General features: G+C 69.6%; 29 protein-coding genes. 28 read left to right on the plus strand and 1 reads right to left on the minus strand.

Annotation, left to right across the window (positions count from 1 at the left end; all coding sequences use genetic code 11):
- The first annotated feature begins 37 nt into the window (after positions 1-37).
- From AB4851_RS19015 to AB4851_RS19100, 18 genes are all read left to right on the plus strand, one after another.
- Positions 38-1,102 carry a methyl-accepting chemotaxis protein gene (locus AB4851_RS19015; RefSeq protein WP_414451048.1) on the plus strand — a complete coding sequence of 355 codons (1,065 nt, stop codon included), beginning with the start codon at positions 38-40 and terminating at the stop codon, positions 1,100-1,102.
- A gap of 365 nt (positions 1,103-1,467) precedes the next feature.
- Positions 1,468-1,797 carry a flagellar hook-basal body complex protein FliE gene (gene fliE / locus AB4851_RS19020; protein WP_414451049.1) on the plus strand — a complete coding sequence of 110 codons (330 nt, stop codon included), beginning with the start codon at positions 1,468-1,470 and terminating at the stop codon, positions 1,795-1,797.
- 14 nt (positions 1,798-1,811) lie between these two features.
- Entirely contained in the window at positions 1,812-3,464 is a 1,653-nt protein-coding gene (fliF, locus tag AB4851_RS19025; RefSeq protein WP_414451050.1) for a flagellar basal-body MS-ring/collar protein FliF, read from the plus strand.
- Positions 3,448-4,554, plus strand: coding sequence for a FliG C-terminal domain-containing protein (locus tag AB4851_RS19030; RefSeq protein WP_414451051.1), 1,107 nt, complete (start codon positions 3,448-3,450; stop codon positions 4,552-4,554). Before fliF ends, AB4851_RS19030 begins: the two co-directional genes overlap by 17 nt.
- Positions 4,554-5,516: a FliH/SctL family protein gene (locus AB4851_RS19035; RefSeq protein WP_414451052.1), complete on the plus strand. Its 963-nt coding sequence runs from the start codon at positions 4,554-4,556 to the stop codon at positions 5,514-5,516. The genes AB4851_RS19030 and AB4851_RS19035 overlap by 1 nt, the downstream gene beginning before the upstream one ends.
- Positions 5,513-6,829: a FliI/YscN family ATPase gene (locus AB4851_RS19040; RefSeq protein WP_414451053.1), complete on the plus strand. Its 1,317-nt coding sequence runs from the start codon at positions 5,513-5,515 to the stop codon at positions 6,827-6,829. Before AB4851_RS19035 ends, AB4851_RS19040 begins: the two co-directional genes overlap by 4 nt.
- Complete coding sequence (locus tag AB4851_RS19045; protein WP_414451054.1) at positions 6,826-7,293, plus strand: hypothetical protein; 468 nt, start codon at positions 6,826-6,828, stop codon at positions 7,291-7,293. The genes AB4851_RS19040 and AB4851_RS19045 overlap by 4 nt, the downstream gene beginning before the upstream one ends.
- Before the next feature lie 11 nt (positions 7,294-7,304).
- Complete coding sequence (gene fliD, locus AB4851_RS19050; RefSeq protein WP_414451055.1) at positions 7,305-8,666, plus strand: flagellar filament capping protein FliD; 1,362 nt, start codon at positions 7,305-7,307, stop codon at positions 8,664-8,666.
- Entirely contained in the window at positions 8,666-9,052 is a 387-nt protein-coding gene (fliS, locus tag AB4851_RS19055; RefSeq protein WP_414451056.1) for a flagellar export chaperone FliS, read from the plus strand. The genes fliD and fliS overlap by 1 nt, the downstream gene beginning before the upstream one ends.
- 4 nt (positions 9,053-9,056) lie before the next feature.
- Positions 9,057-9,383 carry a hypothetical protein gene (locus AB4851_RS19060; protein ID WP_414451057.1) on the plus strand — a complete coding sequence of 109 codons (327 nt, stop codon included), beginning with the start codon at positions 9,057-9,059 and terminating at the stop codon, positions 9,381-9,383.
- Positions 9,380-10,705, plus strand: a complete 1,326-nt coding sequence (locus AB4851_RS19065) for a flagellar hook-length control protein FliK (protein ID WP_414451058.1) — start codon at positions 9,380-9,382, stop codon at positions 10,703-10,705. Before AB4851_RS19060 ends, AB4851_RS19065 begins: the two co-directional genes overlap by 4 nt.
- A 23-nt stretch (positions 10,706-10,728) precedes the next feature.
- Entirely contained in the window at positions 10,729-11,208 is a 480-nt protein-coding gene (locus tag AB4851_RS19070) for a flagellar basal body-associated FliL family protein (RefSeq protein ID WP_414451059.1), read from the plus strand.
- 9 nt (positions 11,209-11,217) lie between these two features.
- On the plus strand, positions 11,218-11,937 hold the full coding sequence (locus AB4851_RS19075) for a FliA/WhiG family RNA polymerase sigma factor (protein WP_414451060.1): 720 nt from the start codon (positions 11,218-11,220) through the stop codon (positions 11,935-11,937).
- A gap of 27 nt (positions 11,938-11,964) precedes the next feature.
- Positions 11,965-12,834, plus strand: coding sequence for a flagellar motor stator protein MotA (gene motA / locus AB4851_RS19080; protein WP_414451061.1), 870 nt, complete (start codon positions 11,965-11,967; stop codon positions 12,832-12,834).
- Entirely contained in the window at positions 12,804-13,937 is a 1,134-nt protein-coding gene (locus tag AB4851_RS19085) for an OmpA family protein (protein ID WP_414451062.1), read from the plus strand. The genes motA and AB4851_RS19085 overlap by 31 nt, the downstream gene beginning before the upstream one ends.
- 78 nt (positions 13,938-14,015) lie before the next feature.
- Positions 14,016-14,309, plus strand: coding sequence for a flagellar biosynthesis anti-sigma factor FlgM (gene flgM / locus AB4851_RS19090; RefSeq protein WP_414451063.1), 294 nt, complete (start codon positions 14,016-14,018; stop codon positions 14,307-14,309).
- A complete protein-coding gene (gene flgN / locus AB4851_RS19095) occupies positions 14,306-14,731 on the plus strand; it encodes a flagellar export chaperone FlgN (protein ID WP_414451064.1) in 426 nt (141 codons plus the stop codon). Before flgM ends, flgN begins: the two co-directional genes overlap by 4 nt.
- 205 nt (positions 14,732-14,936) lie before the next feature.
- Complete coding sequence (locus AB4851_RS19100; protein WP_414451889.1) at positions 14,937-15,614, plus strand: glycoside hydrolase family 73 protein; 678 nt, start codon at positions 14,937-14,939, stop codon at positions 15,612-15,614.
- Positions 15,615-15,691: 77 nt separating this feature from the next.
- Here AB4851_RS19100 and flgA read toward each other — a convergent pair whose 3' ends face one another.
- Positions 15,692-16,591 (minus strand): flagellar basal body P-ring formation chaperone FlgA, encoded by a 900-nt coding sequence (flgA, locus tag AB4851_RS19105; protein ID WP_414451065.1) that lies wholly within the window; start codon positions 16,589-16,591, stop codon positions 15,692-15,694.
- A gap of 123 nt (positions 16,592-16,714) precedes the next feature.
- Here flgA and flgB point away from each other — a divergent pair, with 123 nt between their 5' ends.
- The 10 genes from flgB (at position 16,715) to flgK (ending at position 24,649) form a co-directional block, all read left to right on the plus strand.
- A complete protein-coding gene (flgB, locus tag AB4851_RS19110) occupies positions 16,715-17,083 on the plus strand; it encodes a flagellar basal body rod protein FlgB (RefSeq protein ID WP_414451066.1) in 369 nt (122 codons plus the stop codon).
- A gap of 2 nt (positions 17,084-17,085) precedes the next feature.
- Complete coding sequence (gene flgC / locus AB4851_RS19115) at positions 17,086-17,490, plus strand: flagellar basal body rod protein FlgC (RefSeq protein ID WP_414451067.1); 405 nt, start codon at positions 17,086-17,088, stop codon at positions 17,488-17,490.
- A gap of 1 nt (position 17,491) precedes the next feature.
- Positions 17,492-18,244: a flagellar hook capping FlgD N-terminal domain-containing protein gene (locus AB4851_RS19120; RefSeq protein WP_414451068.1), complete on the plus strand. Its 753-nt coding sequence runs from the start codon at positions 17,492-17,494 to the stop codon at positions 18,242-18,244.
- A complete protein-coding gene (locus AB4851_RS19125) occupies positions 18,241-19,413 on the plus strand; it encodes a flagellar hook-basal body complex protein (protein WP_414451069.1) in 1,173 nt (390 codons plus the stop codon). Before AB4851_RS19120 ends, AB4851_RS19125 begins: the two co-directional genes overlap by 4 nt.
- A 4-nt stretch (positions 19,414-19,417) precedes the next feature.
- Positions 19,418-20,143, plus strand: a complete 726-nt coding sequence (locus AB4851_RS19130) for a flagellar basal body rod protein FlgF (protein WP_414451070.1) — start codon at positions 19,418-19,420, stop codon at positions 20,141-20,143.
- A gap of 15 nt (positions 20,144-20,158) precedes the next feature.
- Entirely contained in the window at positions 20,159-20,944 is a 786-nt protein-coding gene (flgG, locus tag AB4851_RS19135; RefSeq protein WP_414451071.1) for a flagellar basal-body rod protein FlgG, read from the plus strand.
- Positions 20,944-21,621: a flagellar basal body L-ring protein FlgH gene (flgH, locus tag AB4851_RS19140; RefSeq protein WP_414451072.1), complete on the plus strand. Its 678-nt coding sequence runs from the start codon at positions 20,944-20,946 to the stop codon at positions 21,619-21,621. Before flgG ends, flgH begins: the two co-directional genes overlap by 1 nt.
- 136 nt (positions 21,622-21,757) lie before the next feature.
- The gene (locus AB4851_RS19145) at positions 21,758-22,864 is read left to right on the plus strand and encodes a flagellar basal body P-ring protein FlgI (RefSeq protein WP_414451890.1); all 1,107 of its coding nucleotides are present in this window, start codon (positions 21,758-21,760) and stop codon (positions 22,862-22,864) included.
- 94 nt (positions 22,865-22,958) lie between these two features.
- Entirely contained in the window at positions 22,959-23,309 is a 351-nt protein-coding gene (locus tag AB4851_RS19150; RefSeq protein WP_414451073.1) for a flagellar biosynthesis protein FlgJ, read from the plus strand.
- The gene (flgK, locus tag AB4851_RS19155; protein WP_414451074.1) at positions 23,306-24,649 is read left to right on the plus strand and encodes a flagellar hook-associated protein FlgK; all 1,344 of its coding nucleotides are present in this window, start codon (positions 23,306-23,308) and stop codon (positions 24,647-24,649) included. Before AB4851_RS19150 ends, flgK begins: the two co-directional genes overlap by 4 nt.
- The last annotated feature ends 3 nt before the right edge of the window (positions 24,650-24,652 follow it).

Raw genomic sequence — 24,652 nt, forward strand, 5'->3', positions numbered from 1 at the left:
CACACGCAAGGCAACACAAAACATACGGGTGACACACATGGCCAATCCACGCGCAATCGTCGACCTGACGCATGAAGTCCGCAGGCTTGCCACCGGCAAGATCGGGGACATCAACGACATCAACCGCGAGACCACCTTTCTCGCCCTCAACGCGCTGATCGAGGCCGCGCGGGCCGGCGAGGCGGGCAAGGGCTTCGCCGTCGTGGCCAATCAGGTCAAGCATGTGTCCAAGCGCATCGGCGAGATCACCGACATTCTCAACAAGGAGCTGGCCGGCTCGCTGACGCGGCTGACCGAGCTCGGCGACACCATGATCGACCGCATGCACGCGCACGACGGCCAGCGTTGCGCCGATCTCGCGCTGAACATGATCGACATCGTCGACCGCAACCTCTACGAGCGATCCTGCGACGTGCGCTGGTGGGCCACCGATTCGGCGCTGGTCGATTGCGTGACCTACGACAGCGACGAGTTGAGCCGGCATGCGAGCGAGCGGCTGTCGGTGATTCTCGACAGCTACACCGTCTACAAGGATTTGTGGGTGGTGGACGCCGAGGGCACCGTGGTGGCCAACGGCCGCGCCTCGACCTACCCGGTGGCCGGGCAGAAGGTGAACGGCGCGCGCTGGTTCCAGGCCGCGATGGGCACCGCGAGCGGCGCCGATTACGTGGCGTTCGACGTCGAGACGATGCCGCAATTGCAGAACGCGCAGGTCGCGTCGTACGCCACCGCGATCCGCGAGGGCGGGCAGGCCGACGGGCGCGTGCTCGGTGCGCTGGTGATCTTCTTCGACTGGGCGCCGCAGGCGCTGGCGGTGGTGAAGGGCGTGCGGTTCAGCGACGAGGAGTGGTCGCGCACGCGCTGCATGATCGTGGACGCGTCGTTTCGGGTGATCGCCAGCTCGGACGGGCAGGGCGTGCTGCAGGAGACGTTCCGGCTGCGCACCAACGGCGCGGCGGCGGGGTTTTACCAGGAGAGCGACCGTACGACGGTGTCGTTCGCGGCCACGCCGGGGTATGAAACTTATAAGGGGTTGGGGTGGTATGGGGTGATTTGTCAGAAGCCGGCGGCCGCTGACGCCAAGGCAGTCGCCGCGCACTGAGGCGGGCTCGTCCCGCAAGCGTCCTGCTTTCCCGCGAGCCAGCCTCGCCGTGCGTCGGGCGAGCCGCTTCGCGGCGTGGGATGTGCCACCGCAGCCTCGCCCGTCGTCGACGGCGCCAGGCATGATCGAATGCCTCGCCGTAACCGAACCATGCTGAACCACGCGGGATTCACGCGGCCGTCCTGCGCGAATCCCGGGCCTTGCCGCGTTCAGTTCGTTGCTCGCCCCTTCCTCACCGCCCCCGCCCCGGTGCTCGCTGCATTCAGCCGGCGTCCCCCTTTAGCTTCTATTGAGATTTCTCGCGGCGCCGCCTGCCGCTCGACACAATCGCCCCCCTGACGACCACATCCCCAGGGGGACCCTGCATGAACGCCGACCTGACGAGCCCGATGCTCGACGCGATCCGCGCGCCCCGAGCCCTCGCGCCCGAGCCGCTCGACATTGCCGCGAACGGCGCATCCGCCGACGGCACGGGGGCCGGCTTCGCGTCCGCCATCAAGGATGCAGTCACGCACGTCGACGGCCAGCAGCAGGCGGCCGATGAACGGCTCGCCGCCGTCGATGCCGGCGACAGCGACGATCTGGTCGGCGCGATGCTGACCAGCCAGCAGGCCAGCCTGTCGTTCTCGATGATGATCCAGGTCCGCAACAAGATGATGAATGCGTTCGACGACATCATCAAAATGCCGGTCTGACGGCGGACCGGCCCGTGCTAGATACCCTCAAGTCCCTCCTGTCGCGCGTGCTGCCGGTCGGCCGCGTGCGCTGGCCGTCGGTCGCCTCGCTGACGAAGCTGACGCCGCTCGTGATCCTCGCGATCTGCCTCAGCGCGCTCGCGATGATGGTGATGCAGCACCGCGACGCGCGCTTCCGGCCGCTGTTCGGCGCGCAGGAATCGATCCCCGTGGCCGACATGATCGCGGCGCTCGACACCGACGCGATCCGCTACCGCATTCACCCGACCACGGGCCAGGTCATGGTGGAAGAGGATCAGCTCGGCGCGGCGCGCATGCTGCTTGCCGCCAAAGGCGTCGTCGCCCGTTCGCCGGCCGGCCTCGAACAGGTCGACCGCAACGATCCGCTCGGCGTCAGCCAGTTCGTGCAGGACGTCCGCTTTCGCCGCGGTCTGGAGGGCGAACTCACGCAGAGCATCACGACGCTCGATCCGGTGGCCGCCGCTCGTGTGCACCTGTCGATCGCGAAATCGTCGTCGTTCATTCTGGGCGACGGCGACAAGAGCACCGCGTCGGTGATGCTGACGCTCAAGCCCGGCCGCACGCTCACGAAGGAACAGATTTCGGCGATCGTCGCACTGGTCGCCGGCAGCGTCGCGAATCTCGATCCCGCGCACGTCGCGGTGGTCGATCAGCGCGGCGATTACCTGTCGGCGCGGATCGACCCGTCGCTCGGCGGCACGGCGCTCGACAACGAGGTCGGCAACCGGGTGCGCGACGACACGCTGCGCAGCATCCGCGAACTCCTGCTGCCGACGCTCGGCGAGAACAACTTCCGCGCGAGCGTCACGCCCGAGGTGGACAACGATCGCGTGGAGGAAACCCGCGAGCAGTACGGCGAGGCGCCGAAGGTCACGCAGGAGGCGGTGCGCGAGGAAAGCGACACCGGCCGCAGCGCGCTCGGCGTGCCGGGGTCGCTGTCGAATCGCCCGGCGCCGCCGTCGGCCGCAAGCGCCGCGCAGGACGCGCCGCGTTCCGCGAGAAACGCGAAGACGCGTCAGTACGCCTACGACCGCAATGTCGTGCAGATCCGCCGCAGCCCGAGCCGGCTGAAGAAGCTCAACGTCGCCGTGGTGCTGAACAACGCGGCCGCGCCGGGTGGCGCGAAAACGTGGAGCCCCGAACAGATCGCGAACATCGAACGCCTGCTGCGCAACGGCCTCGGCATCGATGCGCAGCGCTCGGACAGCCTTGTGGTGTCCGCGCTCGATTTCCGCGCCGTGCCGCGGGCGCCCGAGGTGCCGTGGTGGAAGGAGCCGGACACCCTCGTCTCGGCCGGCACCTGGGCCGCGTATGCGCTCGGCGCGCTGCTGGCGTTCCTCTTCGTGTTCCGCCCGCTGCTGAAGCTGGCCCGCCAGTGGGCCGACAACGGCCGTCGCGACGATCGCCCGGGCGATGGTGACGGCACTGCGAATCCGCCGCCCGCCCCCGGCCTGCTCGACCGTGGCCGGCCGGCGACGGCAGGCGGCGCGCCGATGCCGCTGCTCGCCGCGCATCCCGACCTGCCGCCCGCCGGCTCCGACGTCGACGTACTGATCGACCATCTGCGCCTGCTGTCGGGCCAGGACCCGGAGCGCGTCGCCGAAGTGATCAAACCGTGGATCAGGAACCATGACCAAGCGGAATAAAGCGCCGGCTGCCGGCACGAACCTGGTGGACGCCTCCCGCGGCGCGGCAGCGACCGATGCTACCGGTGCGCTTGCCGTGCCCGCCGTGTCGGCGGCCAGCCCGACCCCGCTGTCGCCGGTCGAGCGCGCGGCGGTGATCCTCCTCAGCATGGGTGAGGAAGCGGCTGCCGGCGTGCTGCGCTGCCTGTCGCGCGAGGAACTGCTCGGCGTGACGCTCGTGATGTCGCGCATGAACGGCGTGAAGGTCGAGGCCGTGCAGCAGACGATCCACCGCTTCTTCGACGCGTTTCGCGCGCAGAGCAGCGTGCGCGGCGCGTCGCGCTCGTTCCTGCAGCGCTCGCTCGACATGGCGCTCGGCGAAGTGGTGTCGAGCAGCGTGCTGAACCGCATCTACGGGGACGTGATCGGCCCGAAGATCGCGCGGCTCCAGTGGGCGCAGCCGCAATGGCTCGCCGATCGTCTCGGCCGCGAGCACGAGCGGATGCAGGCGATGTTTCTCGCGTTCCTGCCGCCCGAGCAGGCGAGCCAGGTGATTCATGCGCTGCCCGCCGACGCGCGCGAAACCGTGCTGCTGCATATCGGCCGGCTCAAGGAGATCGACTTCGAGGTGCTGCGCGATCTGGAATCGGTCGTCGATGCGTGCATCGCGAATCTGGATACGCAAAGCACCGCCGTTGAAGGCACGCGGCAGGCGGCCGAGATCATCAACCGCTTGCCGGGCGATCGCGCGCAACTGATCGAACTGCTGCGCGCGCACGATCCGGCGCTGGTGGCCGAGGTCGAGGCGCGGATCTACGACTTCTCGATCCTCGCGCGCCAGAGCGACGCGACCATCGCCGCGATCCTCGAGGCAATCGGGCTCGAACCGTGGGGCGTCGCGTTGCGCGGCGCCGAGCAGAGTTTGCTCGATGCGCTGCTGCACTCGATGCCGCGCCGTTCGGTGCAGGCCTTCGAGGAGATGCTCAAGCGCACCGGCCCGGTGCCGGCCAGCCGCGTCGCGCAGGCACGTCGCGACATCATGGCTCGCGTGAAGGAACTCTCGGACGACGGCGATATCGAGTTGCAACTCGTCGCCGAGGATGCCGCGTGATGCAGCGTTATCGCCGTCATGTGTTTCCGTCGCTTGCGCGCCGGGCCGAACCGTCGGGCGGCTCGAGCGATACCGGGAGCGCGCCGCTCGGCGGCATGCCGGGTCGCGCGTGCGAGGCCGGTGAACCGGACGCGCGGGTTGCCGCCGAGGCGCTCGATGCCGCGCGCCGCGCGGGGTTTGCCGAAGGTCGCGAGGCCGGCTACGCCGAAGGCGAGCAGGCCGGCGCGGCTGCCGCGCAGCGGGCGGCACGCGACGCGCTGGATGCGCTCGCGCAGCCGCTCGCGTCACTCGTGGCGGGCTTCACGGAGGCGCAGCATGCGTCGCGGGCGGCGGTGCGCGAGCAGATCGCGCAACTGGTCGAACAGGCGGCGCGGCAGGTGATTCGCGGTGAACTGGAGGTGCGCCCCGAGCGTCTGCTCGCCTGCGTCGACGAGGCGCTGACGTTGCTGCCGCAGGTGCCGGAAGCGGTCGCCGTGCGGCTGAATCCGGACGAATACCGCCGCATCGTCGCGGTGTTGCCCGAGCACGCGGCACGCTGGACGTTGACGCCCGATCCGTCGCTCGATGGGGGCGAGTGCCGCGTCAGCGCGGGCGGCCAGGAACTCGACGCGGGCTGCGCGCAGCGCCTCGCGGCCTGTATCGAGCGGATCGGTGCGCATCTGGCCGCGCCGGAGATGGCGATGGCGACGAAGGTGGAGATGCCGGTGGCTGACGCATTCACGACGGCGCCGCCGTCCGTGGCCGCCACATCGGCGACGCCGTCGAGCACGCCGGTGCCGGAGCCGACCCCGGAGCCGACAGCCGCCCCAACGCCGGAATCGAATCTCGCGCGGAGCCCCGAGCCAACGCCGAAGCCGCCAGCGCAACCCGGCGCCCAAGGGGCACATGCAACCGTGCACGCAGCCGATCGCGCGGCGCCCGGCCCCCACCCCGCCATCGCCCCCGATCCGGATCGCCCATGACCCGCACGCCCTCTGCGCCCTTCGCCCCGTTCACGCTCGGCGACATTCCGGTCGCCCGGCCGGTCGGCCGCCTGAGCGCCGTGTCCGGGATGATGCTCGAAGCTACCGGCTACGCGTTCGAGACCGGCCGGCGCGCGCGGATCGAAACCACCGGCGGCGGCTGGCTCGACGCGCGGGTGGTCGGCTTTCGCGAGAACACGTCGTATCTGATGCCGTTTCGCCGCGCGAGCGGCCTCGTTGCCGGCGCCCGGGTGATCGCGGACGCCGAGGAACGCACGCTGGCGATCGGCCCCGCATGGTGCGGTCGGGTGATCGACGGCGTGGGCGAGCCGCTCGACGGCCTCGGCGCGCTGACCGGCGACGCCATGCTGCCGCCCAGCGCGCCGCGTGTGAACCCGATGCGCAAGCGCCCGGTGGCGGGCGTCCTGGATGTCGGCGTGCGCGCGATCGATGCGCTGCTGACGCTCGGGCGCGGCCAGCGCGTCGGGCTGTTCGCGGGCAGCGGCGTCGGCAAGAGCGTGCTGCTCGGCATGATCACCCGGCACACCGCGGCGGATGTCGTGGTGGTCGGCCTGATCGGCGAGCGGGGCCGCGAGGTGCGCGAGTTCGTCGAGCACGCGCTCGGCCCCGACGGCCTGAAGAAGGCGATCGTGGTGGTCGCGCCCGCCGACGAATCGGCGGCGATGCGGATGGCCGCGACCGAGCTGTGCCACGCGATCGCCGCGCATTTCCGCGACGCGGGGCAGCACGTGCTGCTGCTGGTCGATTCGCTCACCCGCTATGCGATGGCCCAGCGCGAGATGGCGCTGGCGCTCGGCGAGCCGCCGGCCACGCGCGGCTATCCGCCGTCGGTGTTCGGCCTGCTGCCGCAACTGGTCGAGACGGCCGGCAACGGTGAGGGCGCCGGCACGATGAGCGCGATCTACACGGTGCTCGCGGAAGGCGACGACGAGCAGGACCCGGTCGTCGATACCGCGCGCGCGATTCTCGACGGCCACATCATGCTGTCGCGCGATCTCGCGACCGACGGGCATTTTCCGGCGATCGACGTCACGCGTTCGGTCAGCCGCTGCATGTCGCTGGTCGCCTGCGACGCGCAGCGCGACGCCGCGCGCGACGTGAGCGCGATGCTCTCGCGCTATGCGCAGATCCGCGACCTGATCCCGCTCGGCGGCTACGTCGCGGGTGCCGATCCGCTGACCGACCGCGCGGTCGAGCGTTATCCGCGGATCGCCGATTTCCTGCGGCAGCGTCCCGACGAGCGCGGCACCCATGCCGACACGCTGGCGCGGCTCGCGGCGCTCGTCGCATGAGCACCGGACGCACCGTCGCCAGCCTCGCGCGGCTCGTCGCGCTGCGCGATCGCGAGGTCGAGCGCCTGCGCCGCGAGCTGGCCGACCAGGAAGCGCTGCGCGAGCGGTACCGGCGCAACCTGGCGAGCATGGAGCACCTGCTCGCCGACGCCGCGGCGAGCGGGCACGCCGGCCTCGGCGCGGCGCACGCGGCGCTCGCGCTCAACGGCGCGAACTACCGGATGCAACTGATCACGATGGTCCACGCCCATGCCGACGACCTCATGCGTCACGAAGCCACGCTCGACGCGCACCGCGCCGCGCTGACCGGTGCGCTGCTGAAACACCGTCGGCTGACGCACGTGCTGGCGTCCAAGCGCGCGGCGCTGCGCGAAGACGCGCAGCGCAAGCAACAGAAGCAGCAGGACCAGCTCGCCACGCAGGCGGCACTGCGCCGGCACGTCACATCCACTCCTTTTTCCTGACAGGAAGCCTCATGCTCGATCTCGGAAATCCCATCGATACGGCCAAGAGTCTCGCCGACATCACGATGTCGCATGCGACGAGCCGTCTGAAGAACCAGCAGGCGCGCAACGCGGCCACCCGCGCCGCGCTGACCAAGCTGCAGACGGCCCTGACGACGTTCCAGGGCGCGATGAAAGGCCTGGCCGGCACCGCCGGGATGCAGAAGCACGCGGCGGCGCTGTCGGATTCGGCGGCCGGCAGCGTGTCGGTCGCGGCCGGCGCGCGGCCGGGGTCGCACGCGTTCTTCGTCGAGCAACTGGCGTCGGCACATCAGGTGGCGTTCGCCGGCATGCAGCCGGTCGCGGCGGCGGGTGCCGGCACGCTCGGCGTGTCGCTCGCCGACGGCACGACGTTCGATGTGGATCTGTCCGCCGCGAAGGCCGACGCGTCCGGCAACCTCAGCCCCGCCGAGATCGCCCGCGCGATCAATACCGCGGCCGGCAACGACGGCCGGGTCAGCGCGTCGATTCTCACCCTGAACGGCACGCAGCAGCTGGTGCTGAACGCCGGCCAGACTGGTGCCGGGGGGCGCATCACGCTCGATACGTCGGGGCTCGGCGACGCCGGGCTGGCGGCGTCGCTGAACGCGCCGTCCGAACTCGCCGCCGCGCGCGACGCGATCATCTGGTACGGCGGCAAGGCCAGCGGCACGCGCGTGCAGCAGGCATCGAACACCTTCACCGGCATCGAGGGCGTGAGCGTCACGTTCACCCGTGCGATGCGCGACGGCGAAGCACCGCTCGGGCTCGAGATCAAGGCCGATGCCGACGGCACCGCCGAGAACGTGCAGGCGTTCGTCGACGCCTATAACGCGCTGATGAGCGAGATCTCGGCGCTGTCGAAGAACGGCGGCGAGACGGGCGAGGCAGGGCCGTTCGCGGGCGATGCCGGCGTGCGCGCGTTGCAGCAGCGGATGAATGCCCTGCTGCGCGGCGATGTCGACGGTGTGCGCCTGCTCGACTACGGCATCTCGGCGGATCGCAACGGCACGCTGTCGCTCGATCGCAAGCAGCTCGATGCGATGCTCGCGAAGCAGCCGCAGGGGCTCGATGCGCTGTTCTCGGACGATACCGACGGCCTCGCGCGGCGCATGGACGATTACCTGAAGACCTGGACCTCGGCCACCGATGGCCATATCCACAGCCGCCAGACGTCGATGCAGGAGATTGAGAAATCGTTGAGCAAGAAGGCGGTGTCGCTCGAGGATCAATACATTCGTGTCTACAACCGCTATCTCGCGCAGTTCACGCGCGTCGAAACGTTGCAGACCAACATGAAGAACACGCTGGCGATCCTCGAAAGCCTGCCGTCGTTCAGCGGGGGCAAATCGTGATGAGCGCGATCGGCTACGGTGGTTATCACACGGCGGATCTGGACGCGCGCACGGCGAGCGCTTCGCCGGTGCAACTCGTGATCGTGCTGATGGACGGCCTGCTCGACGAAATGGCGCGCGTGCGCGGCCATATCGAAGGGCGCCGCTTCGAGGCGAAGGGCGCCGGCATCGCCAAATGCATCGGCATGCTCAACGGCCTGACGAGCGCGCTCGATTTCGACTCCGGCAGCGACGTCGTGCGCGATCTCGCGCGGCTCTATGAATTCTGCTCGTGGCGGCTGAACGAAGCCGGCCTGACGCTGAACACGGCGCTCGTCGACGAAGTCAGCGTGCTCGTCACCACCTTGCGCGACGCGTGGGCCGGCGTCGACCGACATTATGGATAACACCATGGACGACACCCGAAATCTGCTGGAACTCGCCGCGCGCGTGCGCGCCGCGACCGAGCGTTGTGACATTGCCGCGCTGACGATACTCGATCGGCAGGCGCGCGATGTCGCGAGCGGCATGGCTTCGCGCTCGCGCGTGAACGTGACCGAACACCGCGCGGTTGCGCTGTTGCGCATCGCGCACCGCGACGCGATCGACATGCTCGACATCGAATCGGCGCGGCTCGCGCACGACCTCGCCGCGCTCGGCATGCGCCGCGCCGGGTGGCACGCGTATGCACACGGCGGCGTCGGCAACGACAGCGGCGAGCGGGTGGCGCGGTCATGATCGCGCTGAATGCGATGCCGGGTGCGATGCGCGGCGATGGCGTGGCGGGGTGCGGCACGTCGGCGTCGAAGCCGGGTTCGCGCGTGGCGCAGGCGTCGTCGCCGACGCCGGCACGCACCTGCGATGGTGCGGCGCTCGCGAGCGCTCGCGTGGCGTTCCGCGCGCCGGGCCGCGAGTCGATCGACGCTGCCGATGTGCCGGCCGACACAGCGCTCGACGCGCATGACGTTGCGCAGGATGGCGACCTTGCCGACCTGCCGGGAGATGCGGCTGCTGACGTCGCGGATCGCGCAGGGTTGCCGATGCCGTCGATCGGCGCCGCGTTTGCCGGCATCGCGCCGGCGCTTGCGATGGCGCTCGACGCGGGATCGGCTGCCGGCGGCGAGCCGGCCGCGATGGCCGCGATGGCCGACCCCGATGTGATCGCGCCCTCGCCGGCAGGTCGCGCGCCGGTGTCGCTCGCGGATGTCGTGCATCGGATGGTGGACGCGCAGGCCGACGTCATGGGGCGCGCGTCGTCGGCTTTGCGCTCGCGTGCAGGGCAAGGGATGGCCGATGCCGCGCTGCAAGCCGCACCCGCCGCGCCCGCCGTGTCACCGCTGCGGCCCGCGCAATCTGTCATGTCGGCCGAGACGGCGTTGCCGGCCGCGTTCGCACCGGCGGCGCCGAGCGCGCTCGCCAGCCAACTGCCGGCCGAGCCCGCGTCGTTCGCCGTGCGCCGGCAGCCTGCGGCCATTGCGGGCGATGCACCGTCGGATGCTGCGCCGCGCCTGCCGACGGGCACCGTCGACGTGTCGCCGACGCAACCCGCCACACCGGCGGGTGTCATCGCCGCGCCCGTTACGAACGCGCCTATCGCAGCCTCCGCGTCGACGGCGGCATTCGTTGCGAAAGCCGATGCCGCGTCGCCGGACGCGTCCGAGCGCGCGCTGCTGAGCGCGCTCGGCGATCGCATCCATATGCAGGCCGCGCAGGGCGTACAGCGCGCGGTGATCCGGCTCGATCCGCATCTGGCCGGCAGCGTGGTGATCGATCTGCGTCACGAGGCGGGCGCGGTCAGCGTGCAGTTGTCCGCGAGCCACGCGGATGTCGCGCGACAGTTGCAGACGATGTCCGAAAGCCTGCGGCAGGACCTCGCGAGCCGTCAGTACACCGAGGTCAGCGTGCAGGTCGCGCCGCATCGCGGCACCGGTCGTGAGCCGGGCGCCGGCTCTGGCGGCCCGGGCGAAGGCCGCGATCCGCAGCAGCGCGACACACGCCGGCCAGGCAGGGCGCTTGGCGAGGCCGATGCCGCCCACGCATTCGAATTCGCATCGCGCTGAGCGATGCACGAGGAGTCACCGGAATGAAACGGAAACTGATTGTGATCGCGATCGTGCTCGTCGCGGCCATCGCAGCGGGCGTGGCGACGGCCGTGCTCGGCGGCATCTGGTCGCCCGGTGCGTCGCGTGCGAAGGCGCCGGGCACTGCGGCGGTCAGCAAGGCCGCGGCCCCCGCCGCGACGATCCGGCCGCACTACGTGACGCTGGAACGGCTGATCGTGATGCTGCGCGATCGCGTGCCGGCCGCGCATCCGCATTACCTGTCACTCGATCTGGTGTTCGGCGCGGCCGATACCAAGCAGGAAAAGCGGCTGCGCGAGCAACAGCCGATGCTACGTGCGCTCGCGTACCGCACGCTCGCCGGCTACGACGTCGACCAGGTGCGGCAGATGCCGGTCGACACGCTCGCCGCAAAGCTGAAGGCCGGCTACCTGGCGGCCTACGGCACGACCGAGGCGCTGCCGTTCGCGGACGTGCTGATCAGCAAGATGATGGTCGACTGAGCACCGGCCATGAACGTGTCGACCATCCTCGAATACCGGAGCGTGCAGCGCGCGGATTCACTCCAGCAACGCGACGACGAGCAGCGCTGGCTGCTGCGTTACACGCCGCTCGTCACGCGCATCGCGCGCCGGCTGAGCCTGCATGCCGGCGGCACGATGGAGCGCGCGGATCTCGAACAGCTCGGCTTGATCGGTCTGCTCGAAGCGCTGCGGCGCTACGGCGAGCCCGACGGCGATTTCGAGCACTTCGCGGCCGTGCGCGTGCGCGGCGCGATGCTCGACGAGCTGCGGCGCCAGGACTGGCGGCCGCGCGGCGCGCGCCAGGGTGCGCACCGGTTGCGTGCCGCCGAGCGCGAATTGCGGGCGTCGCTGGGTCGCGACCCGTCGGAAGCGGAGCTTGGCGAGGCGCTCGACGCCGACGCGGACACCATCGCGCGCTGGCAGCGCGACGATTGCGCGGACGCGTTCCTGAGCTTCGACGAACTGTTCGAGCAGCAGGGCGACACGTTCGCGCACGACGGCGCCGAAACGCAGGTGCAGAACCGGATCGACCTGACTCACGCGCTGCTTGCACTCGATCCGCGCGAGCAGCGCGTGGTTCAACTTCACTACGCATTCGAGCTCGGGCTCGCGGAAATCGCCGCGGTGCTCGATCTCACGGCGGCGCGCGTCTGCCAGATCAACAAGGCGGCATTGCGAAAGATGCGCGCCCATCTGATGCCGCGCTGATGCGGCGCGACTGACAAGGAACGGATCATGCAACAGATAGGCGGCATTCTCATCGTGCTGGCCTGCGTTTTTGGCGGCTTCACGCTCATGGGCGGCGAGTTCGCCAAGCTCTGGCAGCCGGTCGAACTGCTGGTCATCGTCGGTGCGGCGGTGGGCGCGCTGGTGCTCGGCAACCCGCGCCACGTGCTCACGGAAATGCTGATCCAGCTTCGCAAGATGGTCACGCTGCGCAAGCGCACGGCGGGCAAGGCGTTCCAGCGCCAGTTGCTGTGCCTGATGTATGAATTGCTGCTGGTCGGCCGCGATCTGAAGGCGCTCGACGAGCACGTCGAGGCGCCGCAGGACAGCCCGTTGTTCCAGCGTTATCCGATGGTGCTCGCGGAGCCGAAGCTGCTGGCGTTCATCGTCGACAACTTCCGGATCATGGCGATGGGCAAGATCAGTGCGCACGAGCTGGAAGGCGTGCTCGAACAGGAGCTCGAAGCGGTGGAGAACGATCTCGAACAGCCGTCGCGCTCGATGAAGAAGATCTCCGATGCGATGCCGGGCTTCGGGATCGTCGCGGCGGTGCTCGGCATCGTGATCGCGATGAACAGCGTGAGCGCAGGCGCCACCGCCGGCGAGATCGCCGAGAAGGTGGGCGCCGCGATGGTCGGCACGTTCATCGGCATCTTCTTCTGCTACGGCGTGCTCGATCCGCTCGCCAACATGATCAAGCAGATCGTGACCGCCGAGATTTCCGACATGGAATGCGTGAAGGTCGCGCTCGTCGCGTATGCGGGCGGCAAGCCGCCGCTGCTTGCGATCGACGCCGGCCGCCGGCTCGTGCAGTTGACCAACAAGCCCAGCTTCGCGCAGCTCGAGGAATGGATCAACGAGATCGAGGCGACGACATGAGCGGCGTGCGCGACGAAGGCCGGCGCCGTGGCGGCGACCGTCACGACACGATCGTCAAACGTGTCGTGCGTGCGAATCACGACGACGATCATGGCGGCACCTGGAAGGTTGCGTTCGCGGATTTCTGTCTCGCGCTGATGTGCCTGTTCCTGGTGATGTGGGTGCTCGGCGCACGCGACGAGGAATCGACGCGCGCGAAGCTCGACCAGATCGAGAAGAGTATCGAGAGCCCGGGGTCGGTGCGCTTCTTCGACGGCGCGAGCGCATCGCTCGACCGCGCGATCGAACTCGATACGCCAACCCCGAAAGCCGCGTCGCACGGGTTTCAGACCGCGGGCGATGCAGGTTCCGGTGCCGATGCCGCGGCGCTTGCGGCAACCAACGACGAGCTGCTCGAACTTGCGCAGCGGATCGACGCGCTCGGCCGCGCCGCGCATCTGGAGCCGCACATCGGCACGGTGATCACGCCGTTCGGCTTGCGCGTGATGCTGCACGACACCGACGAGCGAGGCCTGTTCGAGCGCGGCAGCGCGCGCGTCGCGGCGCCGTTCGACCGGCTGCTGACCGATATCGCCGGGCTGTTTCGCACGGTCGGCAATCCGCTGCTCGTGATCGGCCATACCGACGCGGTGCCGTATCGCGGCACCGACGCGGCCTCGCGCTCGAACTGGGATCTGTCCGCCGATCGTGCGATGAGCGCGCAGCGGATGCTGCGTCGCGGCGGGCTGCCGGCCGGACAGATCCTGCAGGTGATCGGGATGGGCGATCGGGCGCCGATTGCACGCGATGCGCACGATGCCTCGAATCGTCGCATCGAGCTGCTGATCGTCACGCCCGCCCATGCGCGGATGCTTGCCGCAATGTTCGGTGCGCCGCGTGCGGCCACGCCGATCGCGGACGGCGTCGATGCGGTGTCGTCGCAACATACGACCGATCGCAGCCTGCTCGCGGCGCAGGTCGCGCGGGCCGCGCGGGCATTCACCGAGGCGCTGTCGCCGGCGCTGCAATCGGGCGCGGAATCCGGGGCGCGACCGGCGCCGCAATCGGGGCCGCAATCGGGGCCAAACGGCGCCGACGGGCAGGCGAAGTCGCCCACGATTTAATCGACGCAGGGTTCCGGTCGTTCAATGAGGACGATGCGGTTCCGGTAATCAGGCAGCCCTTAGGGGCAAAGGGCAATCATGCGAATCACACCTAGCGCGGGGCATTCCGCGACCGACGACGTGGCCGCCACGGCGCGCGACGCGCGGCCGGCACTCGCACCCGCTGCGCGCGGCGGCGTGCAGCGAACCGAGGCGCACGAGCTGCGCGATGCCGGCCTGATGAAGGCCGCGCATGCGGCGCAGCGCGCGATGCCGGCTATCGATACCGCACGCGTCGAGCAGATCCGCGCGGCACTCGCGGCAGGCGAGATGCCGTTCGACGCGGGGCGTCTCGCGGCGGTGATCTCCCGCTTTCACGGCGGCTCGCGATGAGCGACACACAACGGGCCGCGCGCCTGCTTGCCGATCTCGCCGCGGACCTGAGCGCGTATCGCGAGCTTGCGCGGCTGCTCGACGAGCAGCACACGATCGCGCTGCGCTTCGACGGCGGCCGGCTCGCGCAGCTCGCGACCGTGATCGGCGATCAGATCGCGCAGATCGACGCGCGCCGTCGCACGCGTGCCAGCGAGCTCGGCCCGGCACAGGGCAGCCTGGCGCGATTGCAGGCGTGCGTGTTCGGCGATGGCGGCACCGTGGCGCAACGGCGCGAATTGCAGCGGCACTGCGCGGAGCTGGAAGCGCGCGTCGCCCACTGCGCGAAGCTGGCCACGCGCAACGGCAATCTGCTGGCCGCGCAGGTCGAGTCGGTGCAGCGGGTCCTGTTCGGAGAGCGACACACCTATGCACCCGCCTGAGTTCGCTTCATGGTCCACGCTGGGCGCCGGCGGCCGGTTTGGTGCGTTCGCGCCGGCAGCCGCGACGGTGCCGTCCAGGCCGATGGCACCGTCGCGGCCGAGCGTGCCGATGGCGTCGATCGCATCGATGGGTGCGCCGGCACCATCCGGCTCGCCGGCATCGACTTCATCGGCGGGCGAGCAGGCAAGCAGTGGTTTTGCGTCGGTGTTCTCATCACTGACGCGGGACATCGAAGGCACGCTCGCGAACGGCTTCGGCCCGTCGGCTTCGTCCGAGGTCGATTCCGGCGTGGCAGCGGCGGCCATCGCGTTCGCGCGCAGCCGTGCCGATCGCGCATCGGCCGAGGCGGCGATGCCGGGCGGCATCCGCGCGGGCGAGGCCCGGCTGACCGGGCTTGCGCTCGCGGGTTCGCTGGATGCGCAGCGTCAAGCGTTTCTTGACGAGATCATGCCGTTCGCGGCCGATGCGGCGAAAGCGCTCGGCACGTCGCCGCGGCTGGTCGCGGCCCATGCGGCGCTCGAATCCGGATGGGGCAGCAAACCGCTGACCACGGCCACCGGTGCGACTACGCACAACCTGTTCGGCATCAAGGCGACGGGGGGCTGGCAGGGCGCGTCGAGCGACGCGATCACGACCGAACACGTGAACGGCCATGACGTGAAGACCACCGGCCGGTTCCGTGCGTATCCGGATTACGCGAGCGCGTTCCGCGACTACGCGGGGATGCTGGCCGGCTCGTCGCGTTATGCGGGCGTGGTCGGCGCTGGCGATGACGCGCGCTCGTTCGCGCGTGCGCTGAGCCGAGGCGGCTATGCGACCGATCCTGCCTACGAGGAAAAGCTGGTCCGCATCGCGCGTCAGATCGACGGGATCGCCCGATAAGTCGCGAGAGGCGGCCGGTGCGACGATCCGCGCGAATCACCACACCGATCGGCTGATCTACGCCTCGCCTTCCCCGCTCATCGCACCGGTTCGACGACATCCGGCGCGACGATGCGTGCCGCAATGACCTTGCCCGTTGTCACGTTGCGAACGCGGATCGTGTCGCTCTGCGCGCCGTTTTGCAACGCGGTGCCGGTCGTGCTGACTTCGATGCCGGCGGCGCGCGAGACGATCCGCACCGCCTGGCCGCGCCGCACCGCGTCCGCGCCTTTCAGCGCACGCGTCTGAATCATCTGGCCTGCCTTCAGCGCGCGGCGGCTGATGCGTCCCGCGAGCGCGGCCGGGTCGGTCAGGGCATCGGGTGCGCCGGCAAGATCGCGCGACGCGAGCGTCGCGTCGGCCGCGCTCAGTTGCGTGCCGGCGGGGATCGCGGCGGTGGTGACGAGCACGTCCGCGCGCAGCGTCGCGCGCACCTGATAGACGGTTGCGCGCGCCTGGCCGGGGCAGCGCACCGCGAAGCGCAGCCGGTCGGGCCGGCTCGCGTCGGCAGCCGCGATCTCGTACGGACGATCGCAGGCGGGCGCGGCGCGGTGGTTCGGCAGCAGCGCGACGGTCACCTCGGCGTGCCGCAGATCGCGTCGTTGCACGTAACTGTCGAGCCACGCGCGTGCCTGCCGCAGCACCTGCGTATCGACGTCGGTGTCGCCATTGGCGTTTTTATTGCTGCCGTCGTGCACCGACGCGTTGGCGGCATCGCTGCCGTGCGTGGCCATGTCTGCTGCGGCTACCGCGAAGCTGCCATGCATCGCGCAACTCATCGCGATGACCGTGGCCAGCATGCAGCTCGATGCGGTACGGGGAAATGTCATGGTGTGGATGCGCTCGTGTGCCGGGGTGGCGATGCTTCGCATTATAGGGAGCGCGTCGCCCTGTCTGCGCGGGCGATTCGCGAACGTGCTGCCGCATTCAGAAACCATTCAGATTGTTCGCCGCCCGCGCGGCGAGTCCTTACGCTTGCATTTGACGATCGGCCGCCGGCTTCGCGTCGCGTGCATTGCGCGCGTTCGCGGGCGGGCGCTACCAACAGGAAGGGTGACACGATGGGACTCAATCTGGACCACGCGCTCGGCGTGCATCCCGCTGCACTGAAAGTGCGGGCGGAGCGCACGCGGATTCTCGCGTCGAACATCGCGAACGAGAGCGTGCCGCACTACCAGGCGCGCGATCTCGATTTTCGCGCGGCGCTCGAGGCCGAGCGCTCGGACGCCACCTTCGGCGCCGCGCTTGCATTCGGGGGCGACACGGCGCGCTATCGCATGCCGAGCAGCCCGTCGCAGGACGGCAACACGGTCGAGCTGGGCGTCGAGCAGGCGGAATTCTCGCAGAACAGCGCGGATTTCCAGGCCAGCCTGACGTTTCTGAACCTGAAGTTGAAGGGCTTGCACGCTGCGATCACAGGGAACGGCTGACCATGGGCTTCAAGGATATTTCGCGCATCGCCGGCTCGGCGATGGCCGCGCAAACCGTGCGCCTGAACACCATCGCGAGCAATCTCGCGAACGCCGGCACGACGGGCACCGAGGACACCGCGTATCGCGCGCGCAAGCCGGTGTTCGCGTCGATCTTCGAGCAGGGCGGCGACGTCGCGCGCGTGCAGGTGCTCGATGTCGTGACGAACGACGATCCGCTGCCGATGCGTCACGAGCCGGGCAACCCGCTCGCCGACGAGAACGGCATGGTGTACGACACCAACGTCAGCGCGGTCGAGGAGATGACCGACATGATGGACGCATCGCGCGCGTTCTCGACGAACGCCGAGGTGCTGGCCCGCGTGAAGAGCATGCAGCACGACCTGCTGAAGCTGGGCGAGGGCTGACATGAACGGCATCCCGAACGACTTCACGCGCGGCACCGGCGCGCTCGGCGGTACGCGGGGCGTCAATGGCGCCGGCCGCGCCGCCGGTGATCAAGGCGCCGCGCCACCCGCCCCGGCCGCCGATGATGCAGGCGGCCTGTCGCAGATGTTTACGCAGTTGCTCGTCGCGCAGATCCGCAACCAGGACCCACTCGCGCCGATGGAGCCGGGCCAGTTCGTCACGCAGTTCGCGCAGATGAGCCAGGTCGAGGCGATGCAGTCGCTCGCGAGCCTGGGCGCCGCGAACGCCGCCATGCAGGAAAGCATGCTGGTCGTCACGCTCGGCGCGCAGGTGGGCTCGGACGTGATGGTCGCGACCGATTCCGTCGAGCTGGCCGACGCGCCGGTCGACGGCGCGTTCACGCTGGCGTCGTCGGCCGCGGACGTCTCGCTGCGCGTGAGCGGTGCGGACGGCGTCGAGCACACCATCCCGCTCGGCCCGCAGCAGGCGGGCAATGTCGGTTTCACGTTCGATCCGGCCGAGCATGGGCTGCCGCCGGGCCACTACACCGTGCGTGTGGCGACCGACACCGGCGAGGCGCCGCGCGTCGAGGTGAAGGGCGTGTTGCAGGGCGTGCGGCTCGGCGCGGACGGCCGCGTGGTGTTGAGCGTCGCCGGCGTCGGCGAGCGCGATACCGCCGATATCACCCGCTTTCTCGGACGGCCCGATCTGGCCGGCCCGACCTCGTTCACTCGAAAGGACATCGCTTCATGAGTTCCAACATCGCGCTCTCGGGCATCAACGCGATCAACGGCCAGCTCGGCCAGATCAGCAACAACATCGCGAACAGCGGCACCTACGGCTTCAAGTCGGGCCGCGAGAATTTCGCGTCCAGCTACATCAACGCGCAGCCGGGCGGTGTGACGATCGGTTCGACGTCGCAATCGATCGACATCGGCGGCAATTTCCTCTCGACCGGCCGCGGCATGGACGTCGCGATCCAGGGGCGCGGCTTCTTCGTGTCGCGCGAGGCCGACGGCTCGACCGTGTACTCGCGCGCCGGCATCTTCGGCACCGATCAGGACGGCCATCTGGTCGACTTCATGAAGCGCCGCGTGCAGGGTTACAGCGGCGGTGGCGGCCAGCTCGGCGACCTGACGGTGCCGACCGGTGCGATTCCCGCGCAGGCAAGCCGCGCGCTCGATTACGCGGGCAACCTGTCCGCCGACTGGGAACCGCCGGCGGTCGCGACCTTCGACAAGAGCGATCCGAAGTCGTACAACCACATGTCGGTGGCGACGGTGCACGATTCGCTCGGCCGCGAGCACAGCGTCACGCAGTATTTCGTGAAGGGCGCGGGCAACGAGCTGGAAGTGCATTACACGATGGACGGCGCCGATGTCGGCGCGCCGACGCAACTGAGCTTCGACACCAACGGCGCGCTGATCGGGCCGAGCGGCACCGTCGCGCTCGATCTCGGCACGCCCGATGGCGCGTCGGCGATGTCGCTCGATGTCGACTACACCGGCACGACGCTGTTCGGCGGCGCGCAGACCACCACCAAGAACCGTGCGGATGGCTATGCCGCCGGCACGTTCACCGGCGTGACGCTGACCGAGAACGGCTCGATCGAGGTGCAATACACCAACGGCCAGAAGCAGATCGCCGGGCAGCTTGCGCTGGCGACCTTCGCGAACGAGCAGGGGCTCGTGCCGGCCGAAGGCTCGGCGTGGCGTGCGACGACGGACACCGGCGAGCCGCTGTTCGCCGCCGCGGGCACCGGCACCGCCGGGCGTCTCGCGGTGGGCGGGCTGGAGGAATCGAATGTCGACATGACGGCCGAGCTCGTGCATCTGATGTCGGCGCAACAGGATTACCAGGCGAACTCGAAGGTGCTGTCGACCGAGAACGAGATGATGCGCACGCTGATCCAGACGCTGTGACGCCATGGATTCCCTGATCTACACCACGATGACCGGCGCGGGCAACGCGCTGCGTGCGCTCGAAGTGCGGGCGAACAACCTCGCGAACGTGCAGACGGCGGGCTTTCGCGCCGATCTCGCACGCGCGCAGACCCGGCCGGTGGACGGCTACGGCTACGACTCGCGCCACGCGGCCGATCTGCCGGAGACGGTCGTCGATCACACGCCGGGGCGGCTTACCGATACCGGCCGCGTGCTCGATGTCGCGATCGAGGGCGCCGGCTATCTGGCGGTCGCGACCGACGACGGCGAGGCCTATCTGCGCGCCGGCAGCCTGACGCTCGACGGTGAGGGCGCGTTGCGTGTCGGTGGGCGCGCCGTGCTCGGCGAGGGTGGCCCGCTCGTGGTGCCCGAGCACGAGCAACTGACGATCGGTGCGGACGGCACGATCTCCGCCAAGATCGCCGACACCGCCGAGGTGCAGGACGTCGGCCGCCTGAAGCTCGTGAATCCCGATCCGGCCGATCTGCGCAAGGACGTGAACGGCCTGCTGATCTCGCGCTCCGGCGCATCGTATCCGGCCGACGATCAGGTGACGGTGAAGGGCGGCCATCTGGAGGGCAGCAACGTTTCGGCGATCGACGAGATGATGCAGACCATGTCGCTGACGCGCTCGTTCGAGATGCAGATGCGGCTTTTCAAGGTCGCGGACGAGATGGCCGATTCCGGCAATCGCCTGGTTCGCGCATAACGTCAGGATAACGACATGAATCATGCTTTGTGGATCAGCAAGACCGGCATCCAGGCACAGGACGCGAAGCTGCAGACCATCGCGAACAATCTCGCGAACGTGAACACGGTGGGCTTCAAGCGCGATCGCGCGATGTTCGAGGACCTTTTCTATCGGCAGGATCGCCTGCCGGGCAGCCAGGTTTCCGATAACGCGACCGGCCCCGGCGTACAGATCGGCAACGGCACGCGCCTCGTCGGCACGCAGAAGGTGTTCACCAACGGCAACGTGCAGACCACCAGCCAGCAGCTCGATGTCGCGATCGTCGGCAACGGCTTCCTGCAGATCGAAATGCCGAACGGCGAGACGGGCTATACCCGCGCCGGCCAGTTGCGACTGAACGACGAAGGCCGGCTGACGAATGCCCAAGGGCTGCCGGTCCTGCCCGCGATCACGATCCCGCCCGAGGCGATCGGCGTGACGATCGGCGAGAACGGTGTGGTCTCGGTGCAGACCGCGAACGAGGCCGCGCTGTCCGAGGTGGGGCAGTTGCAGGTGGCGAACTTCGTCAATCCGGCCGGCCTGCAGGCGCTCGGCGACAATCTGTTCGCCGAAACCACCGCGAGCGGGCCGCCGACCGAAGGCGAGCCGGGCATCGACGGGCTGGGCCGGCTCAAGCAAGGCGCGCTGGAAGCATCGAACGTGCAGGCCGTCGAGGAGATGGTCGAGATGATCGCCGCGCAGCGCACCTATGAAATGAACACGAAGGTGCTGTCCGCCGCGGACAACATGATGCAGTACCTGTCACAGGCGGCCCGCTGATGCGTGCGTGGCTGCCGTCGTGTTCGCGCGCGGCGCTCGTCTGCGCGCTCGCGCTCGCGTGCGGCGCCTGTGCGACGATCGGCATCGGCCCGCAGCCGGGGCCGGACGACGACATGCCCGACGCCGCGTGGGAGGTCGATCGCGGTACGGCGGGCGGCGTGTTCGTGTCGTCCCAGGGGTGGTCGCTGACCTCGGACAGCCGCGCGTTCCGCGCCGGCGACGTGCTGACGGTCGAGCTGCTGGAATCGACCCAGGCGAGCAAGAAGAGCGGCACGCAAGTCGGCAAGACCAGCAGCGTGTCGCTGCCGAAGCCGAGCGTGTTCGGCGCGACGTTGCCGATCGACGCGGAGGCCGGCGCGAAACGCCGCTTCGACGGCACCGGCGCCAGCTCGCAGCAGAACACGCTGCGCGGCTCGGTCACGGTGATCGTGCAGCGTGTCATGCCGAACGGCCTGCTGCAGGTGCGCGGCGAGAAGCGTCTCGTGCTGAATCAGGGCGAGGAAACCGTGCGGCTGTCGGGCTATGTGCGCGCGCCGGACATCGATTCGAACAACCGCGTGTCGTCGCAGCGTGTCGCGAATGCGCGTATCCGCTATTCCGGCCGGGGCTCGCTCGCGGATGCGAACGCGCCCGGCTGGCTTACCCGTTTCTTCAACAGCCCGTGGATGCCGTTCTGACGCGCGGCCGGCGTATCGTCGGCTGCCGCGCGGGCGCCTTGCACGGGCGCGACGGCACACGCGTGCCGTCGCCTCGACCGGAGTTCCCATGACTTTCCCCGCTAGCCGGACGATCCGGCTGCCCGCTGCCCGGCTCATGCACGCGGCAACCGGCGTGCTGCTCGCGATCGCGCTGCTGCTCGCCGGGCCCGCGCCTGGCCGCGCGCGGACGATCGGCAGCCTCGTCAGCGTCGAGGGCATGCGCGAGAACGCGCTGGTCGGCTACGGCATCGTCGTGGGCTTGCCCGGCAGCGGCGACGGCACGCAGGCGAAATACACCACGCAGTCGATCGCGAACATGCTCAAGCAGTTCGGCACCCGGCTGCCCGAAGGCATGAGCCTGCGCGCGCGCAATGCGGCGGCGGTGATGGTCAGCGCGACGTTTCCGCCCGGCTATCGCAAGGGGCAGACGATCGACGTGACCGTGTCGTCGCTCGGCGATGCGAAGAGCCTGCGCGGCGGCACGCTGCTGATGACGCCGCTGCGCGCGGCCGACGGCGAGACCTACGCGCTCGCGCAGGGCAATCTGGTGATACCGGGGCTCGCCGCGCAAGGCCGCAGCGGCTCCAGCATTGCGATCAACACGCCGACCGCCGGCCGGATTCCGGCAGGCGCCACGATCGAGCGCGAGATCGCCACCGATTTCGCCGCCACGCCCACCATTCGCCTGAACCTGAAGCGCCCGGATTTCCAGACTGCGTCGAATATCGTCGATGCGATCAATCGCGCGATCGGCTCGAACGTCGCGCGCACCGCGGATGCCACGTCGGTCGATGTCGATGCGCCGGAGGATGGAACCGGGCGCGTCGCGTTCGTCGCTCGGTTGACGGCCGTCAGTGTCGAGCAGGGGCGGTCGGTGCCGCGCGTCGTGCTGAATTCGCGCACCGGCACCGTCGTGATCAGCCAGGGCGTGACCGTCAAGCCGGCCGTCGTGTCGCACGGCGCGCTCAGGGTGACGATCGCCGAGGGCACCGCGGTCAGCCAGCCGAACGCGTTCGGCGATGGCGACACGGTGGCCGCGCCCATCAGCGAGCTGAACGTGTCGCAGCCGGGCGGCAATGCGTTCCAGTGGAAATCGGGCACCAGCCTGCAGGCGATCGTCGATACGATCAACGCGACCGGCGCGTCGCCGGACGACTTGATGGCGATCCTGCAGGCGCTTGCCGAGGCGGGCGCGTTGTCCGCCGAGCTGGTTGTGATTTGAGGCCCGGCCGATGAACGACTTCCCACTTTTGACGCGTTCGCTGGCGCGATCGTTACCGGCGGCGGCACCCGCGCCGGCGGCATCGCAATCGGCATTGTCGTCGCCACCGGCGTCGCCGTTACGTGCGCCGGCGCCGCCCGCCGGCAATGCCGCCGACGCGCGCGAACGCGCGGCACTCGAACACGCGGCCGTGCAGTTCGAGGGCATGTTCATCGCGCAGATGCTCGGCGCGATGCGCCAGGCGACCGCGACGCTGGGCGCCGCCAACGGCGAGCGCGACGACACGGCCGGCGCGCTGCTCGACCACGCGTATCGCGAGGTGGCCAACGGCATCGCGACGCAGCGCGCGTTCGGCATTGCCGACACGCTGATCGCGCAGATGCTGCCGGCCGCTAGCACGCCGAGCGAACCCGTTCACCCATCGACCAAGGAGCAGGGATCATGAGAATCAGCCAGATCGGCTTGTCCGGCACGCACGCCGCGCAGGCGGCGCTGGGCATGTCGGCACGCAACACCGCGAATCTGATGACGACCGGCTATACGCGCCAGGGCGTGTTGCTGACGCCGCGCATCGGCGGCGGCGTGACCGTGCAGTCGCTGATCCGTTTCGCGGACGACGCGCGCACGCAGCAGATGTGGCAAAGCCACTCGGCGCTGGGCCGTCACGCGGCCGGTGAATCGTATTTCAATCAGCTCGAACAGGTGATGGGCCTCGAGGACGGCAGCGTGAAGTCCGGCCTCGACGGCCTGTTCGCCGCGCTCGACGAGGCGAGCGTCGAGCCGATGTCGGCGCCGCTGCGCCAGCAGGTGATCACGTCGGCGGATGCGTTCGCCAAGAGCATCAACGGCCTGCTGCAAACCCAGGGCCGCCAGCTCGACACGCTGCGCCAGCAGGCCGGCGCGACGGCGCAGCAGATCAATGCGCTGTCGGGCACCGTCGCCGACCTGAATCGGCGCATCGCCGAGGGGCAGGCGAGCGGCAATGCGCCGTCCGAGTTGATCGATCAACGCGATCAGGCGCTCGACGCGCTGGCCGGCCTCGCGGATATCCGCACGCTGCGGCAGCCCGACGGCACCGTCGACGTGTCGCTCGCCGCCGGGCCGCCGCTGGTGGCCGGGCGTCAGGTCGCCACCCTCGACGTGCGCACCCGCGGCGACGGCACGTTCTCGCTCGCGGCGGACCTGGGCGGCACCACCTATCCGCTCGACGGCGAGGCGACGGGCGGCTCGCTCGGCGGCCTGTTCGCGTTCGTGGACGACGTGTTGATGCCGCAGATGGCCGGCGTGAAGTCGCTGGCGGGCGAGCTGGCGCAGCGCATGAACGCGCAGCTCGCGGCCGGCTTCGGCACCGACGGCCAGCCCGGCGAGCCGCTGTTCGACATCGACGCGGCCAGCGGCATGCTGCACGTGCGCGCGGGTGTGACGCCCGACCGGCTGGGTTTTTCCTCCGATCCGGCGACGCCCGGCGACAGCGGCAACCTGCTGGCCATGATCGCGCTGCGGCAGGAACGGATCGACGTGCCGGGCCTGGGCGAGACCGCGATCAACGACGTGTACACGATGCTGGTGGGCCGCCTCGGCTCGCAGAGCCGGCAGAACCAGGCCTCGCTCGCGACGGCGGACCAACTGCGCACGCAAGCCGAGCAGGCGTGGCAGTCGGTGAGCGGCGTCAGCATGGACGAAGAGGCGGTCAACATCTCCGAAACCATGCAGATCTACAACGCGAACATGAAGGTCATTTCGGTGGCGAACGATCTGTTCGACGCCACGATCCACAGTTTTTGAGGA

This window comes from Burkholderia sp. 22PA0099, assembly GCF_047497165.1.
GTDB lineage: Bacteria > Pseudomonadota > Gammaproteobacteria > Burkholderiales > Burkholderiaceae > Burkholderia.

Coding starts and splice junctions, on each gene's coding strand:
- flgC (WP_414451067.1), top strand. CDS start 17,086: ATGGGCTTCAAGGATATTTCGCGCATCGCCGGCTCGGCGATGGCCGCG.
- flgA (WP_414451065.1), bottom strand. CDS start 16,591: ATGGTTTCTGAATGCGGCAGCACGTTCGCGAATCGCCCGCGCAGACAG.
- AB4851_RS19040 (WP_414451053.1), top strand. CDS start 5,513: ATGACCCGCACGCCCTCTGCGCCCTTCGCCCCGTTCACGCTCGGCGAC.
- fliD (WP_414451055.1), top strand. CDS start 7,305: ATGCTCGATCTCGGAAATCCCATCGATACGGCCAAGAGTCTCGCCGAC.
- motA (WP_414451061.1), top strand. CDS start 11,965: ATGCAACAGATAGGCGGCATTCTCATCGTGCTGGCCTGCGTTTTTGGC.
- AB4851_RS19045 (WP_414451054.1), top strand. CDS start 6,826: ATGAGCACCGGACGCACCGTCGCCAGCCTCGCGCGGCTCGTCGCGCTG.
- AB4851_RS19070 (WP_414451059.1), top strand. CDS start 10,729: ATGAAACGGAAACTGATTGTGATCGCGATCGTGCTCGTCGCGGCCATC.
- fliS (WP_414451056.1), top strand. CDS start 8,666: ATGAGCGCGATCGGCTACGGTGGTTATCACACGGCGGATCTGGACGCG.
- AB4851_RS19035 (WP_414451052.1), top strand. CDS start 4,554: ATGCAGCGTTATCGCCGTCATGTGTTTCCGTCGCTTGCGCGCCGGGCC.
- AB4851_RS19075 (WP_414451060.1), top strand. CDS start 11,218: ATGAACGTGTCGACCATCCTCGAATACCGGAGCGTGCAGCGCGCGGAT.
- flgG (WP_414451071.1), top strand. CDS start 20,159: ATGAATCATGCTTTGTGGATCAGCAAGACCGGCATCCAGGCACAGGAC.
- AB4851_RS19085 (WP_414451062.1), top strand. CDS start 12,804: ATGGATCAACGAGATCGAGGCGACGACATGAGCGGCGTGCGCGACGAA.
- AB4851_RS19125 (WP_414451069.1), top strand. CDS start 18,241: ATGAGTTCCAACATCGCGCTCTCGGGCATCAACGCGATCAACGGCCAG.
- flgM (WP_414451063.1), top strand. CDS start 14,016: ATGCGAATCACACCTAGCGCGGGGCATTCCGCGACCGACGACGTGGCC.
- AB4851_RS19060 (WP_414451057.1), top strand. CDS start 9,057: ATGGACGACACCCGAAATCTGCTGGAACTCGCCGCGCGCGTGCGCGCC.
- AB4851_RS19130 (WP_414451070.1), top strand. CDS start 19,418: ATGGATTCCCTGATCTACACCACGATGACCGGCGCGGGCAACGCGCTG.
- AB4851_RS19120 (WP_414451068.1), top strand. CDS start 17,492: ATGAACGGCATCCCGAACGACTTCACGCGCGGCACCGGCGCGCTCGGC.
- AB4851_RS19015 (WP_414451048.1), top strand. CDS start 38: ATGGCCAATCCACGCGCAATCGTCGACCTGACGCATGAAGTCCGCAGG.
- flgH (WP_414451072.1), top strand. CDS start 20,944: ATGCGTGCGTGGCTGCCGTCGTGTTCGCGCGCGGCGCTCGTCTGCGCG.
- AB4851_RS19030 (WP_414451051.1), top strand. CDS start 3,448: ATGACCAAGCGGAATAAAGCGCCGGCTGCCGGCACGAACCTGGTGGAC.
- AB4851_RS19065 (WP_414451058.1), top strand. CDS start 9,380: ATGATCGCGCTGAATGCGATGCCGGGTGCGATGCGCGGCGATGGCGTG.
- flgK (WP_414451074.1), top strand. CDS start 23,306: ATGAGAATCAGCCAGATCGGCTTGTCCGGCACGCACGCCGCGCAGGCG.
- flgN (WP_414451064.1), top strand. CDS start 14,306: ATGAGCGACACACAACGGGCCGCGCGCCTGCTTGCCGATCTCGCCGCG.
- fliE (WP_414451049.1), top strand. CDS start 1,468: ATGAACGCCGACCTGACGAGCCCGATGCTCGACGCGATCCGCGCGCCC.
- AB4851_RS19145 (WP_414451890.1), top strand. CDS start 21,758: ATGCACGCGGCAACCGGCGTGCTGCTCGCGATCGCGCTGCTGCTCGCC.
- flgB (WP_414451066.1), top strand. CDS start 16,715: ATGGGACTCAATCTGGACCACGCGCTCGGCGTGCATCCCGCTGCACTG.